General features: G+C 65.4%; 15 protein-coding genes and 1 tRNA gene. 7 read left to right on the top strand and 9 right to left on the bottom strand.

Going from position 1 to position 14,332, the window contains the following annotated elements:
* Nucleotides 1-20 precede the first annotated feature (20 nt).
* Nucleotides 21-413 (bottom strand): DUF1622 domain-containing protein, encoded by a 393-nt coding sequence (locus AC0X69_RS14435; protein ID WP_482608478.1) that lies wholly within the window; start codon nt 411-413, stop codon nt 21-23.
* Between the two features lie 13 nt (nt 414-426).
* The gene (gene gltX / locus AC0X69_RS14440) at nt 427-1,779 is read right to left on the bottom strand and encodes a glutamate--tRNA ligase (protein WP_482608479.1); all 1,353 of its coding nucleotides are present in this window, start codon (nt 1,777-1,779) and stop codon (nt 427-429) included.
* Between gltX and AC0X69_RS14445 the strand changes: the two genes are divergently transcribed.
* Nucleotides 1,778-2,008 carry a hypothetical protein gene (locus AC0X69_RS14445; RefSeq protein WP_482608480.1) on the top strand — a complete coding sequence of 77 codons (231 nt, stop codon included), beginning with the start codon at nt 1,778-1,780 and terminating at the stop codon, nt 2,006-2,008. The genes gltX and AC0X69_RS14445 overlap by 2 nt on opposite strands.
* A gap of 15 nt (nt 2,009-2,023) precedes the next feature.
* A complete protein-coding gene (locus AC0X69_RS14450) occupies nt 2,024-3,166 on the top strand; it encodes a ceramide glucosyltransferase (RefSeq protein ID WP_482608481.1) in 1,143 nt (380 codons plus the stop codon).
* A gap of 102 nt (nt 3,167-3,268) precedes the next feature.
* Here the strand turns inward: AC0X69_RS14450 and AC0X69_RS14455 are convergent, their stop codons facing one another.
* Nucleotides 3,269-4,648, bottom strand: a complete 1,380-nt coding sequence (locus tag AC0X69_RS14455) for a class II 3-deoxy-7-phosphoheptulonate synthase (protein WP_482608482.1) — start codon at nt 4,646-4,648, stop codon at nt 3,269-3,271.
* Between the two features lie 193 nt (nt 4,649-4,841).
* Between AC0X69_RS14455 and AC0X69_RS14460 the strand changes: the two genes are divergently transcribed.
* Nucleotides 4,842-6,077 (top strand): acyltransferase family protein, encoded by a 1,236-nt coding sequence (locus AC0X69_RS14460; protein WP_482608483.1) that lies wholly within the window; start codon nt 4,842-4,844, stop codon nt 6,075-6,077.
* Here AC0X69_RS14460 and gor read toward each other — a convergent pair.
* Genes gor through AC0X69_RS14475 form a run of 3 tightly spaced genes read right to left on the bottom strand, consistent with a single transcriptional unit; the run spans nt 6,074 to nt 8,594 of the window.
* Complete coding sequence (gene gor, locus AC0X69_RS14465) at nt 6,074-7,447, bottom strand: glutathione-disulfide reductase (protein WP_482608484.1); 1,374 nt, start codon at nt 7,445-7,447, stop codon at nt 6,074-6,076. The genes AC0X69_RS14460 and gor overlap by 4 nt on opposite strands.
* Nucleotides 7,444-8,166: a ribose-5-phosphate isomerase RpiA gene (rpiA, locus tag AC0X69_RS14470; RefSeq protein ID WP_482608485.1), complete on the bottom strand. Its 723-nt coding sequence runs from the start codon at nt 8,164-8,166 to the stop codon at nt 7,444-7,446. Before rpiA ends, gor begins: the two co-directional genes overlap by 4 nt.
* Before the next feature lie 29 nt (nt 8,167-8,195).
* Nucleotides 8,196-8,594: a hypothetical protein gene (locus AC0X69_RS14475; protein ID WP_482608486.1), complete on the bottom strand. Its 399-nt coding sequence runs from the start codon at nt 8,592-8,594 to the stop codon at nt 8,196-8,198.
* Between the two features lie 130 nt (nt 8,595-8,724).
* On the opposite strand from AC0X69_RS14475, the gene AC0X69_RS14480 reads away from it, so the two are divergent.
* From AC0X69_RS14480 to AC0X69_RS14495, 4 genes are all read left to right on the top strand, one after another.
* Entirely contained in the window at nt 8,725-9,429 is a 705-nt protein-coding gene (locus AC0X69_RS14480; protein ID WP_482608487.1) for an HAD family hydrolase, read from the top strand.
* 62 nt (nt 9,430-9,491) lie between these two features.
* On the top strand, nt 9,492-10,043 hold the full coding sequence (locus tag AC0X69_RS14485; protein ID WP_482608488.1) for an HD domain-containing protein: 552 nt from the start codon (nt 9,492-9,494) through the stop codon (nt 10,041-10,043).
* Nucleotides 10,044-10,224: 181 nt separating this feature from the next.
* Nucleotides 10,225-10,299, top strand: a tRNA-Val gene (locus AC0X69_RS14490).
* A gap of 24 nt (nt 10,300-10,323) precedes the next feature.
* Nucleotides 10,324-10,806, top strand: a complete 483-nt coding sequence (locus AC0X69_RS14495) for a DUF1643 domain-containing protein (RefSeq protein WP_482608489.1) — start codon at nt 10,324-10,326, stop codon at nt 10,804-10,806.
* 84 nt (nt 10,807-10,890) lie between these two features.
* On the opposite strand, the gene AC0X69_RS14500 is transcribed toward AC0X69_RS14495, so the two are convergent.
* The 3 genes from AC0X69_RS14500 to AC0X69_RS14510 are packed head-to-tail and all read right to left on the bottom strand — an operon-like array spanning nt 10,891 to nt 14,248.
* Entirely contained in the window at nt 10,891-11,214 is a 324-nt protein-coding gene (locus AC0X69_RS14500; RefSeq protein ID WP_482608490.1) for a hypothetical protein, read from the bottom strand.
* Nucleotides 11,211-13,694, bottom strand: coding sequence for a cytochrome c oxidase subunit I (gene ctaD, locus AC0X69_RS14505; protein WP_482608491.1), 2,484 nt, complete (start codon nt 13,692-13,694; stop codon nt 11,211-11,213). Before ctaD ends, AC0X69_RS14500 begins: the two co-directional genes overlap by 4 nt.
* The gene (locus AC0X69_RS14510) at nt 13,691-14,248 is read right to left on the bottom strand and encodes a cytochrome c oxidase subunit II (protein WP_482608492.1); all 558 of its coding nucleotides are present in this window, start codon (nt 14,246-14,248) and stop codon (nt 13,691-13,693) included. The genes ctaD and AC0X69_RS14510 overlap by 4 nt, the downstream gene beginning before the upstream one ends.
* Nucleotides 14,249-14,332 lie beyond the last annotated feature (84 nt).

Consider the following 14,332-nt stretch of genomic DNA (forward strand, 5'->3'; position numbering starts at 1 on the left):
GCCGCGCGCGTTAGAACTCGTTACGGCTGAGCGGCTTCATCCTCGCTGGGCGGTTGCGTCTCCAGGCTGCGGCCCTGCCACGGCCAGCGGCCTTCGAGCTCCACCTCCATCGTGAAGCTCATCGCCGTTCGTATCATCACGATCAGCCCCAGGACGAAGACGTTTTCGAGGCTCGGATGTTCGACCGACACCGTTCGGATGATGTCGCCGCCAACGAGAAACTCCAGCCCGAGCAAAATCGATCGGCCGACATCCCTGCGGTAGCCTCGGTAGGTCAGCGCATTCTTTCTCCAGCGCGCGAGATAGGCGAGAGTCGACAGGCTCGCGCCGATGACGATGATCAGCACGCCGGCGACGTCGAGAATGAGGCCGGCGATATTGATGATCTGGTGGATGATCGCGAGATAGTTCACGAGCGCTCCGCCTTTATTCGCCGTGGGAAACGAGTCGCGACAGCGCCTTGGCGTGGCCGATAAGCGGCAGCAGCGCGGCGAGTTCCGGCCCGCTCTCGGCGCCGGTGAGCGCCAGCCGCAGCGGATGAAAAAGCGCCTTGCCCTTCCTGCCGGTCGCCGTCTTGATGTCGCTCGTCCAGGCCGCCCATGTGGTCTCGTCCCAAGGCTCCGACGGCAAGAGTTGCGCCGCGTCTTTCAAGAATGACTCGTCTTCGCATACCGGCTCGATCTCGCCGTCGACGACGCGCCACCATGTCAGAATATCGTCGAACCGCGCAAGATTGCCGCGCGCCGCGCGCCACAAGGGCTCAGCCTTGCGGCCGACGATCGTCAAAGCTTCGAGACGTTCGCGCACATCCTCGAATTCGTAGAGCGCGAGAGTCCGATGCGTCAGCGTTTCCAGATCGCCTGGGTCGAACCGCGCCGGATTGCGCGAGACATGGGACAGGTCGAAACTCTTCGCGAGCTCCTCGAGCGAACGCACGGCGTGGACATTGTCGGAGGAGCCCGTCAGCGTCGCCAGGGCGGCGACGGCCATTGGCTCGTAGCCTTCTTCGCGCAGCGAGGCGATGGAAAGCGATCCGGTCCGCTTCGACAGAGCTTCGCCGCTCGCCCCGATCAGAAGATTGTGATGCGCGAAGACGGGCGTCGGCGCTTGAGGCGCGAGCGCGCGGATGAGCTGCAACTGGACCGCCGTGTTGGTGACATGGTCTTCGCCGCGAATGACATGTGTGATTCCCATGTCGATGTCGTCGACGACGGAAGGAAGCGTGTAGAGGAAACTGCCGTCCTCGCGGATCAGGACGGGATCCGAGAGCGCCGAGCAGTCGATATGCGCCGGACCACGGATGAGATCGTTCCATTCGACGACGCCCGGCCCGAGCATGAAGCGCCAGTGCGGCCGCCGGCCCTCGGCTTCAAGCGCCGCGCGATCGGACGCGCTGAGGCGCAGCGCCGCGCGGTCGTAGACCGGGGGCAGACCGCGCGCCTGCTGCATCTTGCGGCGCTTTTCCAGCTCTTCCTGTGTTTCGTAGCAGGCGTAGAGGCGGCCCGATCGGCGCAGGCGATCGGCGGCGTCATCATAAAGCGCCACGCGCTCCGACTGCCGAAAGGTCGCGTATGGAACGATGCCGAGCCAGGCGAGATCGATCTCGATTCCGCTCGCGAATTCCTCGCTCGACCTAGCAAAATCAGTGTCATCGAACCGTAGCGCGAATCGTCCATGGTGCGCGGCGGCGAACAGGAAATTGAAGAGCGCGACGCGCGCATTGCCGATGTGGATGCGGCCGGTCGGCGAGGGCGCGAAGCGAACAATCGGAGAGGTCATGAGGAAGCTTCGTCAGGAGTTTCGGGAACGGGTTCAGCAGCAGGGCTTTCAGCAGCAAGTCTCTTCCGCCGTGCGCAAGGAGAAGATTCTCGCGCCGCCAGCCTTTTGCCAAGAGGCGGCGACTTTGTCAGGCGGAATATCGAAATGGCCGCGTCCCGGCCTCGCACGCCGAAAGCCCTCCGAGTCCGCCTCTTTCCGGCGTCGCGACTCGCTGCGTTACGACTCTTAAGGAAAAGCGCCGCTCATGATCCTGGCCTATATCTGCGCCGGCTGGTGCGCCGTTATCCTTGTTCTCAATTTCACAAGCATGGGGTTGATGTCCCGGAAGTGCCGGGCGAGGGAGCGCAACCTGCCGCCGCCGGCCGATGCGCCGCCGGTCAGCATCGTGCGGCCGCTGCGCGGGCTGGAGCCTTTCAGCGAGGAGACGCTCGGCGCGACCTTCAAACTCGACTATCCCGATTATGAAATCGTGTTCTGCGTGCAGTCGCCGAACGATCCGATCATTCCCCTGGTCGAAAGCCTGATCGCGGCGCATCCTGAACGCGAAGCCCGCCTTCTCGTCGGCGACGATTACGTCAGCGCCAATCCCAAGCTCAACAATTGCGTCAAGGGGTGGGAAGCCGCGCGGCATCCTCATGTGATCCTCGCCGATTCCAACGCCTTGCCGCCGCGCGACTACATTCAGACCATGCTCGCCGCCTTCCGCGACAATACGGCGATGAGCGTCTCGATGCCGATCGGCTCCCGGCCGAAGGGATTCTGGGCGACGGTCGAATGCGCGATCCTCAACACCTTCCAAGCGCGCTGGCAATATGGCGCCGAGGCGATCGGAGCGGCCTTCGCGCAGGGCAAGAACATGATGTGGCGACGCGACGTGCTCGACAGGGCGGGCGGCATTCGCGCGCTAGCCAGCGAAATCGCCGAAGACGCCGCCTCGACCAAGGTCATCCGCGCGCAAGGCATGGACGTGCGCCTCGTCGACATGCCCTTCGAGCAGCCGCTTGGCGAACGCACCGCCCGCGAAGTCTATTCGCGGCACGTGCGCTGGGCGCGGCTGCGGCGAGCGACCTTCCCCGCGCACTACCTTCCCGAATTCATGAACGGCAGTTTCGCGGCGATCGTGCTTGGCGCCTATGCGGCGGTTCAGCTCGACGGCGCGATCTCGACAGTGGCGCTCGTGACGACGCTCATCGTCTTCACCCTGCACGGCGGCGAGATGTGGCTGGCGCGCGTGTGCGGCTTTCCGCTCGATTGGCGGACGCCTTTTGCGCTCATCGTGCGCGATCTGATGCTGCCGGTGATGTTCATCGACGCGCTGATCTACGACGACTTCGTCTGGCACGGCGCGGCGATGACGGTGCGCGAGGCCGAAGAGACGACGGGCTAAGCGCGGCGCCCAGAGCGATCACCAAGCGAGCGCGAATCCGCTGAGATCAATCACGCTGCATGTGGGCGGCTCCGCCCAGAGCCAGCGTGATCTGGCCTCGTCTCACTCGGCCGCGTGTTGCTCCTGCACGCCGCGGGCGAGGCGCTCGGCTTTCAGGAGCTCGGCAACGAGGAACGCCACTTCGATCGCCTGCTCGGCGTTGAGCCGCGGATCGCAATAGGTGTGATAGCGGTCGCGCAGGTCGCTCTCCGAAATGGCGCGCGCGCCGCCCGTGCATTCGGTGACGTCCTTGCCGGTCATCTCGAGATGGATTCCGCCGGCGTAGGAGCCTTCCGCCTGATGCACGGCGAAGAAGCTGCGGATTTCCGACATGATCCGATCGAAGGGCCGCGTCTTGTAGCCGCCGGCGCTGATCGTGTTGCCGTGCATAGGATCGCAGGACCAGACGACGTTGCGGCCTTCGCGCGTCACTGCCCGAACCAGTCCGGGTAGCGCGTCTTCAGTCTTGTCCGCGCCGAAACGGCAGATCAGCGTCAGCCGGCCGGGTTCGTTTTCCGGATCGAGCGCGTCGATGAGGCGTAGAAGCCCGTCGGGCTTCAGGCTCGGCCCGCATTTCAGTCCGAGCGGGTTCTTGACCCCGCGCACGAATTCGATATGGGCGCCGTCCTCCTGGCGGGTGCGGTCGCCGACCCACAGCATATGGCCGGAGGTCGCGTAATAGTCGCCCGTGGTCGAATCGACGCGGGTCAGCGCCTGCTCGTAGCAGAGCAGCAGCGCCTCATGCGAGGTGTAGAAGTCGGTGCCGCGCAGCTCCGGATGGTGCTCCGGATCGAGCCCGATCGCGCGCATGAAGCCCAGCGTCTCGGTGATCTGATCGGCGAGCTTCTGGTAGCGCTCGGACTGCGGGCTGCTCTTGACGAAGCCGAGCATCCAGCGATGCACGTTCTCGAGATTGGCGAAGCCGCCCGCCGCAAAGGCGCGGATGAGGTTCAGCGTCGCCGCGGACTGGCGATAGGCGAGCAGCTGGCGCTGCGGATCGGGTTCGCGCGCCTTGGGGGTGAAGGCGAGATCATTGATGATGTCGCCACGATAGCTTGGCAGCTCGAGGTCGCCCTGCTTCTCGACCGGCGAGGAGCGCGGTTTGGCGAACTGGCCGGCGAGGCGCCCGACCTTCACCACCGGCGAGGCGGCGGCGTAGGTGAGCACGACCGCCATCTGCAGGAAAACCCGGAAGAAGTCGCGGATGTTGTCCGCCGAATGTTCCGAGAAGCTCTCGGCGCAATCCCCGCCCTGCAGCAGGAAAGCCTTGCCGGCGGCGACCTCGGCCAGGTGGCGCTTCAGATTGCGCGCTTCGCCGGCGAAAACCAGCGGCGGGAAGCCGGCGAGCTGGCGCTCGACGTCGGCGAGCGCCGCCTGGTCCTGATAGACCGGCGTCTGCTCGATCGGCAAATTCCTCCAACTGCCCGGCGACCAACGTTCCACTTGGTTAAACTCCGCAAAATCAGGCCCGAGGGGCGCTGGGGTCGTTCTCGCAGCGACGCCAGCGGCGCTTATAGAGGATTACGGCCGCCAATGCGACCCTCCGGCGCGCATGCAAGATTTGGCGAAGCCCGCGGCGACCCGCTATAAACTGGTGGGGCGCGAGCGCGGCCGAGCGAGGGGGCGAACCGGGGCGATGCCGTTCATTCTATCGCAGTTCATCGAAGCCAGCCGCTGGCTCGGCGCGCTTGTCGTGCTGGCGGTCCATACGTCCAACCTGTTCGTTAATATCGCCGACATCATGAGCGCGCCCCACGGGCCGCTCGTCTACGTCTGGTGGTTTTACTCGGCCTTCGAGCTGGGGCACCAGGCGGTGCTCGCGTTCTTCGTGATGTCGGGCTATCTCGTCGGCGGCGCCGTGCTGGCGCATATCCGCAAGAACCAGTATTTCCTGCGCGAATATTTCATTCACCGCGTTTCACGGATCTATCTGGTGGTGGGCCCCGCCGTCGCGCTCACGCTGGTGCTCGATTCGCTCGGCAGGTGGCTGTTCGCCAGCAGCGGCGTCTACCAATGGCCGCTCTTCGACGGCCATTTCTCCCCGGTGCTGTTCCTTGCAAGCTTTCTCAATCTGCAGGGCATCGCCTTCGACTATTTCGGCACCAATGGGCCCTTATGGTCGCTCGCCTGCGAGTTCTGGTACTACGTGACTTTCCCGCTGCTGCTGCTGCCCTTCGCGCGCAACTACCCGCTCCCGATGCGGGTTTTCGGTTTTCTGCTGGGCGCCGCGCTCCTCCTCGGACTCTCCACGCCGCCGAGCTGGTTCAAATTCGGCTATATTCTGTGGGCCGGCGGCGCCTTCGCCACGCTGATCGAACGGCCGATCATCCGCTCGCGCTGGCGGGCGCTCCTCCTCTACGCGGCCGTCGTGGTGGTCATCCGGCTCGTCGTGCGCGGACATCTTCTGGAGACCCATCCCTGGATGGCCGACGCCGCGGATCTTCTGGCCTCCGGCCTGTTTGTCATTGTCCTGCTCGCCTTCCGCTACGGCCCGCAGGAAGGCTTCGCGCTGCTGCGGCCGAAATTCCACAAGACGCTCGCCGACTTTTCTTTCTCGCTCTACAGCATCCACATGCCGATCCTGATCTTCGCGCGCGCGGCGGTCGGCAGCACGTTGGGGAACGAGTGGGCGACGCAGCTCGCCACCGCGGAGAACTACGCCGTCGCCTTCTCGGCGATGGGGATCGCGATCGTCTCCGGCTATTTCTTCTCCCGCGTCACTGAGGCGAAGACCGGCGCGGCGCGGCGCAAGCTTCGCGCGCTTCTCGACAAATGGGCGCCCTTGCCGGCGCCTCCCGTCCCGGCGCAGCAGCCTGTTCAGGCGCAGCAGCCAGCTCAAGCGCAGCAATCGCGCCAGCGGATCGAAGCTTAGGTCAGGGGCCTGAGCCGCCGCGACGGCGCGCGCATGGTCACGAGCTCTTCGGCCATGGTCGGATGGACAGCCATTGTCGCGTCGAAGTCGCGCTTCGTCGCCCCCATGCGCAGGGCGATGGCGACGAGCTGCGCCATCTCGCCCGCCTCGGGGCCAAAAATATGCGCGCCCAGCACCCGGTCATCAGCGCTGCCGACGATAAGCTTCATATAAACGCGCTCGCCGCGCCCCGAGAGGGTCGCGCGCAAGGGGCGAAACTGCGCTTCGTAGATGTCGAGCGCGCCATGCTTCGCGGACGCCTCGCATTCCGTCAATCCGACGGTCCCGATTTCCGGCGTCGTGAAGACGGCGCTTGGCGTGCAGTCGTAATCGACCGTCGTCGGCGTTGCGCCGAAGACGGTGTCGGCGAAGGCCTGCCCCTCGCGAATGGCGACCGGCGTCAGATTGACGCGATCGGTGACGTCGCCGACCGCGTAGATGGACTCGACGTTGGTGCGCGAATGTTCGTCGACCGCGACGGCGCCGTTCTCGCGCAAGTTCACGCCGGCCGCCTCCAGTCCGAGATTCTGCGTCATCGGCCTGCGGCCTGTCGCCACGAGCACACAATCGACCGTCAGCGGCGCGCCGTCGCTCATTTCGACCTCGAAGCCGCCCGCGTCTTTCGAGACGCGCGTCGGCAGAACGCCAGCGCGATGTTCGACGCCGGCCGTCTTGAGCGCTTCGCAGAGGCGCGCGCGCAGATCGTCGTCGAAGCCGCGCAGCGGCAGATCCGCGCGATAGGCGAGATGCACCTTCGCGCCGAGCCGCGCGAAGACGCTCGCGAATTCAACCGCGATATATCCGGCGCCGACGATCAGCAGTCTCTCGGGAAACTTCGGCAGGTCGAAAATCTCGTTCGACGAGACGCCGAATTCAATGCCGGGAATATGCGGCGCGAGCACCGGCGCGCCGCCGGTGGCGATGAGGATGTAGCGTGCGCGGGCGGTGCGGCCGTTGGAGAAACGCACGCCGTTCGCGTCGGTGAGCGTCGCGCGGGCCTGGATCAGTTCGACGCCGGAGCTTGCGAGCGTTTCGGCATAGAGGCCTGAAAGGCGCGTGATCTCCTTTTCCTTCGCGCCGACGAGCGACGGCCAGTCGAAAGAAACGTCGCCGACACGCCAGCCAAAACCCGCGGCGTCGTGGAATTCATCGCGGAAGCGGCTCGCGAGCACGTAAAGCTTCTTGGGAACGCAGCCGCGAATGACGCATGTGCCGCCGACGCGAAATTCCTCGGCGATGGCGACTTTCGCGCCATGGCTGGCCGCGATGCGCGCGGCGCGAACGCCGCCGGATCCGGCGCCGACGACGATGAGATCATAGTCGAAAGTCATAGGGGTTCGCCCGATATGTTGCCCAGGACGCGCACGCCCTCTGCGCCGGCGATGAAGATCGCGGTCGCGAGTCCGATGAACAGTCCGTGATCGACGACGCCGGGAATCGCCGAAAGCCGCGTCGCGAGAGCTTCGGGATCATCGATGACGCCAAACGCGCAGTCGACGATGTAATGGCCGCCGTCGGTGATGAAGCGCTCGCCAGGCTCCGCCTCGCGCAGCGTCAGCGGTCCGATCAGTCCAAGCCCGCGCGCGACGCGTTCGATCTGCAATATGGTCGAGCGCGCGCCGAACCGATCGATTTCGATCGGCAGCGGGAAAGCGCCAAGCGTGCGCACCTCCTTCGTCGCGTCGGCGATGACGAACATGCGCGTCGATGCGGCGGCGACGATCTTTTCGCGCAGCAGCGCGCCGCCGCCGCCCTTGATCAGGCGAAGCGCGGAATCGAATTCGTCGGCGCCGTCGACGGTGAGATCGAGTTGCGGGGTCTCGTCGAGCGTCGAGAGCGTAATGCCGAGGCCTTCGGCCTGGGCGCGCGTGCGCTCGGAGGTCGGCACGCAAACGACCTCGAGTCCCTCTTTGACGCGGGCGCCGAGTAGATCGACGAAATGCGCCGCGGTGGAGCCTGTGCCGAGCCCCAGCCGCATGCCATGCGTCACGGAGTCGAGCGCCGCGCGCGCGGCGGCGCGCTTCATGGCCTCGGCGGAAAATGCGCTCATGCTGATGTTCGCTTCGCTGCGTCGATCGCTTATTTCGCCGGCGGCGTGCAGACCACCGACGTTTCGTTCAGCACGAAGCAGATCGACATCATGCCCGAGCGCAGATCGACGCGGAACACGCCTCCTTCGCCGGTATGGCGCGAAGCGACCAGCGCATATTCGCTGAAGACTCCGGCGCGCGCGCCTTCGCCGGGCGGATAGCACAGCGTGACGCCGATCGCGGCGCCTTCCTTCAGGCCATATTGGCAGGCGCCGACCTCGCCATTGGAGCGGTCGAGGCGAAACACGCGATTGAGGTCCGTTTGCGGCGCCGCAAGAAACTCGTAATTGCCGGCTGCCGCCGCCGAGGCTCCCAGCGCGGCGAGGACAAGCGCGCCGGCCGTCAAAGCCGCACGTCGCCGGATAAGGAAATGGCGCGTTCCACGCATAGTTGCGCTCCCTGTCGCGAATCGGTCGGCGCAGTCTACACGCAGAGCCTGCGCGCGCGGAGCCGCTAAATTTCGCCGCTCCGGCCGCGCGCGCTTGATCCGGGGCGCCGGCGCGGCTACGCCGTCATATATGACGACGCATTCGCCCGTTCTCGTTTTTGATCTCGACGGCACATTGGCCGACACCGCGTATGATCTCATCGGCACGCTCAATGTGCTGCTGATGCGCGAGGGACTGACGCCGCTCGCGCTCGAGACCGGGCGCCCGCTCGTCGGCGCCGGCGCGCGCGCGCTGATCGAGCGCGGCTTCGCCCATCAGGGCGCGCCGCTCGATCCGGAGCGCACGGAGGCGCTGGTGCGCGACTTCCTCGTCTACTACGAGGCGCATATCGCCGACGAGAGCATGTTGTTCCCTGGCGCGCTCGCCGCGCTCGACCGGTTCAAGGCCGCGGGCTTTCGCCTCGCCGTCTGCACCAACAAGCCCGAAGGCCTGGCGCGGCTGCTGCTGGAAAAGCTCTCGGCGGCCGACCGCTTCGCAGCAATCTGCGGCCGCGGCAGCTTTCCGATGCACAAGCCTGATCCGCGCGCGCTGTGGCTGACGGTCGAGGCGGCGTCAGGCGACCCGCGGCGCGCCGTTATGGTGGGGGATTCGAAAACCGACATCGACACCGCCCGCGCCGCAGGCGCCCCTTCTGTGGCGGTCGATTTCGGCTATACCGACACGCCTGTCGCGGCGTTATCGCCCGATCGCGTCATTTCGCATTTCGACGAGCTGTGGGACGCGGTGGCGTCGCTGGACGCGGCGCTGTTCCAACATGCATCTCCCGCGTCATGATCTCTTGAGCCGCTTCGCCGTCTGGGCCGGCGCCGCGCAAAACTCCGGAAAAGGGTTGCGACATGGAGAAAATGCATTTTACGCGGATGGACCAGGGCACCGACGAGGACTTTCAGATCCTCAAGCAGGTTCACGAGCACACGCTGAACGAGCTGCCCGATCGTCTCTTCGGACTGCTGCGCGATCTGAGCCGGGACACCGCCTACAACATCACGCGCTATGATCACTGCCTACAATCGGCGACGCGCGCGCTACGCGACGGCAAGGACGAAGAATATGTCGTTGTCGCGCTGCTGCATGACGCCTGCGAAACGCTGGGCCCCTTCAACCACGGCGAGGTGATCGCGGCGATCCTGAAGCCGTTCATCAGCCGCAACAATTACTGGATGCTGGCGCAGCATGGCCTGTTCCAGACCTATTTCTACGCCGCCCATCTCGGCCTCGACCCCAACGCCCGCGACAAATTCAAATCGGACCCGGCCTATGATCAGACCGTCGAGTTCTGCGCCAAATATGACGAAGTGTCGTTCGATCCCGCCTATCCGAACGAGCCGCTCTCGACCTTCGAGCCCATGGTGCGCCGCGTCCTCTCGAAGGATTGGACCCCGCCGTGAGCCGCGCGGGGCGCGCGCGGGCTCGGGGGCGGCCGGCCAGGGGCGCGCGTGAGCGCGGCGGCTCGGCGGAGGCTTGAGCCTCGGCGGGGAAGGGGATTTCCGGATGTCAGAGAACGCTCTCCGATCTTGACGGAGGGCGCCGGCCTCTCCTACACGAGGAGGATCGATCGCCGGTGGCGACGGGCGGCTAGCTCAGCGGGAGAGCACTCCCTTCACACGGGAGGGGTCACAGGTTCAATCCCTGTGCCGCCCACCATTAATCCTCACCACTACGCGCGAAATGGAAAGAGCGGCCGAAATCTCAAAGTGCGGCGCCTACCGCTACAGGCTCACGCGCAGATGGGGCGACGCGCCGCCGCTGCCCTTCGTCATGCTCAATCCGTCGACCGCCGACGCCATAGACGACGACCCGACGATCCGCCGCTGCATCGGCTTCGCGCGGCGCGAAGGCGCGGGCGGTTTGATCGTCGCCAATCTCTATGCGCTGCGCTCGCCTTCGCCCGAGGCGCTCTGGTCGGCGGGCGATCCGATCGGTCCGAAGAATCGGCGAACGCTCGTTGGCCTCGCCGCGCAAGCGTTCGATCAGTCGGCGCCCATCGTCTGCGCCTGGGGAGCGCTGGCCCGACAGGACCAGATCGGCGAGGCGCTCATGACGTTTCAGGCGTCGGGCGCGCGTCTCGCCTGCCTCGGCCGGACGCGGAACGGCGCGCCGCGCCATCCGCTCTATGTTCGCGCCGACCAGCCGCTGGAGCGCTTCCCGTAAAGAGGGCGCGCCCGCTCTCACATCGGCGTGAAGGCGTCGGAACGTAACGCGCGGGCGATGAATTCGACAGCGTCACGGGTCAGTTCACGCGCAACTCGAAACCGCCACGGCCGGGAACAACGTCCATACGCCAGCGACCAGCGCCGCGACGGCGAGCATAATGCTGATCTGCGCGACGAAAGGCGACGATGAGCGAAAGTGCGGCAAACGCAGCGCGATGAGAACGGCGGCTAGCAGCAGGATGGCGACGAAAAATGCGATCGTCATCGCGGCGCGGAAAAGCGTCGCGCCGTTGACGCGGATGTCGGGCCAGCCGGCGGCGCAACCGACGCCCTCCAGGCCGTAGAGCGCGCTGAACAAGGCAAGCCACACAAGCAGCGCGATTACGATTCGAAGGACGTCCTTCATGTGAGATAGCTCGAGAACTGCGTGGCGAAGAGGCCGACCGCGGCGACGAACGCCGCATAGTCGGTCCACAGGCCAACGATCTTGACGTTGGATGTTCTTGGGCGGCGCGCGCCGCCGCACAAGATCCGATACGCAAGCGAAGCCGTCATGATCGCGGCGATCGCGGCATGAACGAGCGCATAGGCGACAACCACGAAGATCGTCGCGCCATAGGCGTAGTCCGTCAGTTCGCGCGCGCGCGCCAGCGTCATCGCAAGCGCCATGATCGTCATGGCGGCGCCGGCGAGGGCGAGGAGAATTCCGTGTGAGGACGGCGAGCCGCGGGAAACGGCGCGCCCGGCGAGGCGTACGCCGATGATCTCCGCCGCTGCGCCGATGAGACCGAGCGCCAGCTCGAGAACGGAGAGCGAGAGCCATTGCAGCGGCGGCCAGTTCGGCCCGACCGTCCAAAGGAAGGCATATCCGAAGAAGAGCGAGCCAAAGAGCACCAGATCCGCGACGAGCAGAAAGGCCGATCCCCACCAGCCGGGAGAACGTTCGGTGTCGATGGCCTCGGGCAGAAGCGTCGCCCGCCCGACATTCTGAAGTCCGGAATGCGTCGCCTGTCTTTGCGACCAGCCCCAGCGCAGCGACAGGCCGACGACGAACAGCAAGGCCAATGGAATGACCCAGTAGACTCTGATCAAAGCGCCGAGAAAGGCCGCTCCCGTAGCCGCCGCGAGCGCGATCGGCAGCGTCGAATTGCCCGGGAAGATGACCAGAGCTTCAGGTCTTCCGCTCGCCGCATCGACGGTCAGCGTCTCGCGCAAATCGCCGTGCGGCGCGCCGAGAAAATACACGCCGCGCGCGATTCTCTCCGCGAGTTTCGGGTCCGCCGCCAGCGGCTCACGATCGGCGACGATCGGTATGCTGGCGAAATTATACGCGGCCGGCGGCGTCGGCATGGCCCATTCGAGCGTTCCGGCGTCCCAGGGATTGCGCGAGCCGCGGATCGCGAGAAGCGCATGCAGCGCGATGTCGAAGACCACCATCGCGACGCCGATCGCCATCACGAAGCCGCTGATCGAAGAAAAAAGATTGATTTCGGTCCAGCCCGCGTCCTCGGGATACCAGGCGATCCGGCGGCGCTGGCCGAGAAGGCCAACCCAGTGCATTGCGAAGAAGGCGCCGTTGAATCCCAGAAAGATGAGCCAGAAGGCCATCTCGCCGATTCGAAAGAAGCGCTTGCGGCCGGTGAGCTGCGGAAGCCAATAATAGAGGCCGGCCAGCATCGGAAAGACGAATCCGCCGATGAGCACATAATGTAGATGCGCGGTGACGAACGCCGTGTCATGCGCCTGCCAGTCGAAGGGCACGATCGCCACCATGACGCCGGTCAGGCCGCCGATCACGAAGGTGAAGAAAAAGCCGATGATGTACAGCATCGGCAGCGTGAGGCGCGGCCGGCCTTTCCAGAGCGTGCCGAGCCAGGCGAAAACTTGGATGCCCGTGGGAACGGCGACGAGCGTCGAAGCGGCCGAGAAAAACGCCAGTCCCATATGCGGAATGCCTGTCGCGAACATGTGGTGCACCCAGAGCCCGAAGCTCAGGAAGGCAAGCGCGACGGCCGCCGCCACCACCCAGCGATAGCCAAGGAGAGTCGTGCGCGCCATCACCGGCAGCACTGTGGAGATGACGCCGGCGGCGGGCAGGAAGATGATGTAGACCTCTGGATGGCCGAAGAGCCAAAAGAGGTGTTGCCACAGCAGCGGACTTCCGCCGAGCGCCGGTTCGAAAAAGGGAAAGCCGAAGGCGCGCTCCAGTTCGAGCAGGATCGAACCGAGGATCAAGGGCGGGAAGCCCATCAGCATCATCAGCGCGGTGACGAGCGCATACCAGGCGAAGATCGGCATCAGGTCGAGCGACATGCCAGGCGCCCGGAACTTGAGGATCGAGACGCAAATCTCCACGGCCGCCGCGATGGCTGAAACTTCGACGAAGGTGACGCCGATGAGCCAGAAGTCGGCGTTGATCCCCGGCGAATGCGCGCTCGAAGACAGCGGCGGATACATGAACCAGCCGCTCGCCGGCGCGACTCCGGCCAGCATGGCGAAGACCAGCATCGAACCGCCCAACGCGTAGCACCAGAAGCCGTAAGCCGAGAGGCGAGGAAAAGCGAGATCGCGCGTTCCCAGCAACTTCGGCAGAAGATAGACGGCCGCGCCCTCGAACAGTGGAATCGCGAAGAGGAACATCATGACTGTTCCATGCATCGTGAAAAACTGGTCGTAGACCGCAGCGCCGACGAAAACTGAACGCGGCGTCGCGAGCTGCGTGCGGATCAACATCGCGAGCACGCCGCCGATGAGGAAGAAAACCGTCGCGACGAGAAGGAACATCCGGCCGATATCGGTGTGATTGACGGTCGAGATGACGCCCTTCCAACCGGGTTCGGAAGACCAGATGCGGGTGAGGGCGCGATGGCGCGCGAGCGCGTTCATCGTGCGCGCCTCAGAAATGCGTCCCAACCCGCAGGATCATGCGCGATGACGGTGAAGACGTCGCCGCTGTATCCGGCGCCGCTGAATTCGGCGCCGACGCCGGGATATTCTCCCGGCTCAGCGGCTTCGATCCTCAGCACGTTCACCTGCCCGGGAATCGCGTCGAGCTTGCCGGCGAGCCGCGGAACCCAAAAACTGTGGATCACGTCCACCGTCGTGATCTCGACGTCGACGGGTCGGCCAGCGGGGATGTGCAGAACGTCCTGCGTGGTTAGTCCGCTGGCGTCGGCGTAGCCGAAGCTCCACGACCATTGGCGCGCCTGCGCGCGCACCGTCACGACGTTTTCGCCGCCTTTGGGCAGAAGCGTCTCTCCTAGGACCAGGCCGTAGATCAGCAGCGCGGCAAGCGTCGCGAGCGGAAAAGCGAGACCGAGGCCATAGATCCAGAAGCGCTCCTGCCGGCGCTCGCTCTGATGGGTCGCAGGCGCGCGGCGATAGGCGATCAGCAGCAGCAGCATTACGAGCGCGAAAATCGCCGCTGATCCCGCCAGCATCGTCCACCATAGCGTCGCTATGCGTTCGGCGGCGGGGCCTGCCGGATCGACAGCCGACAGGCGTCCGGCGCAACCCGCGAGCGA

Source organism: Methylocystis sp. Uni0008, from assembly GCF_056838045.1.

What these genes read in the sequence shown, in the direction of transcription:
- AC0X69_RS14445 (WP_482608480.1), top strand. Translation starts at nt 1,778, where the DNA reads ATGAGGAAGCTTCGTCAGGAGTTTCGGGAACGGGTTCAGCAGCAGGGC.
- gltX (WP_482608479.1), bottom strand. Translation starts at nt 1,779, where the DNA reads ATGACCTCTCCGATTGTTCGCTTCGCGCCCTCGCCGACCGGCCGCATC.
- AC0X69_RS14450 (WP_482608481.1), top strand. Translation starts at nt 2,024, where the DNA reads ATGATCCTGGCCTATATCTGCGCCGGCTGGTGCGCCGTTATCCTTGTT.
- AC0X69_RS14460 (WP_482608483.1), top strand. Translation starts at nt 4,842, where the DNA reads ATGCCGTTCATTCTATCGCAGTTCATCGAAGCCAGCCGCTGGCTCGGC.
- gor (WP_482608484.1), bottom strand. Translation starts at nt 7,447, where the DNA reads ATGACTTTCGACTATGATCTCATCGTCGTCGGCGCCGGATCCGGCGGC.
- rpiA (WP_482608485.1), bottom strand. Translation starts at nt 8,166, where the DNA reads ATGAGCGCATTTTCCGCCGAGGCCATGAAGCGCGCCGCCGCGCGCGCG.
- AC0X69_RS14475 (WP_482608486.1), bottom strand. Translation starts at nt 8,594, where the DNA reads ATGCGTGGAACGCGCCATTTCCTTATCCGGCGACGTGCGGCTTTGACG.
- AC0X69_RS14480 (WP_482608487.1), top strand. Translation starts at nt 8,725, where the DNA reads ATGACGACGCATTCGCCCGTTCTCGTTTTTGATCTCGACGGCACATTG.
- AC0X69_RS14485 (WP_482608488.1), top strand. Translation starts at nt 9,492, where the DNA reads ATGGAGAAAATGCATTTTACGCGGATGGACCAGGGCACCGACGAGGAC.
- AC0X69_RS14495 (WP_482608489.1), top strand. Translation starts at nt 10,324, where the DNA reads ATGGAAAGAGCGGCCGAAATCTCAAAGTGCGGCGCCTACCGCTACAGG.
- AC0X69_RS14500 (WP_482608490.1), bottom strand. Translation starts at nt 11,214, where the DNA reads ATGAAGGACGTCCTTCGAATCGTAATCGCGCTGCTTGTGTGGCTTGCC.
- ctaD (WP_482608491.1), bottom strand. Translation starts at nt 13,694, where the DNA reads ATGAACGCGCTCGCGCGCCATCGCGCCCTCACCCGCATCTGGTCTTCC.
- AC0X69_RS14510 (WP_482608492.1), bottom strand. Translation starts at nt 14,248, where the DNA reads ATGCTGGCGGGATCAGCGGCGATTTTCGCGCTCGTAATGCTGCTGCTG.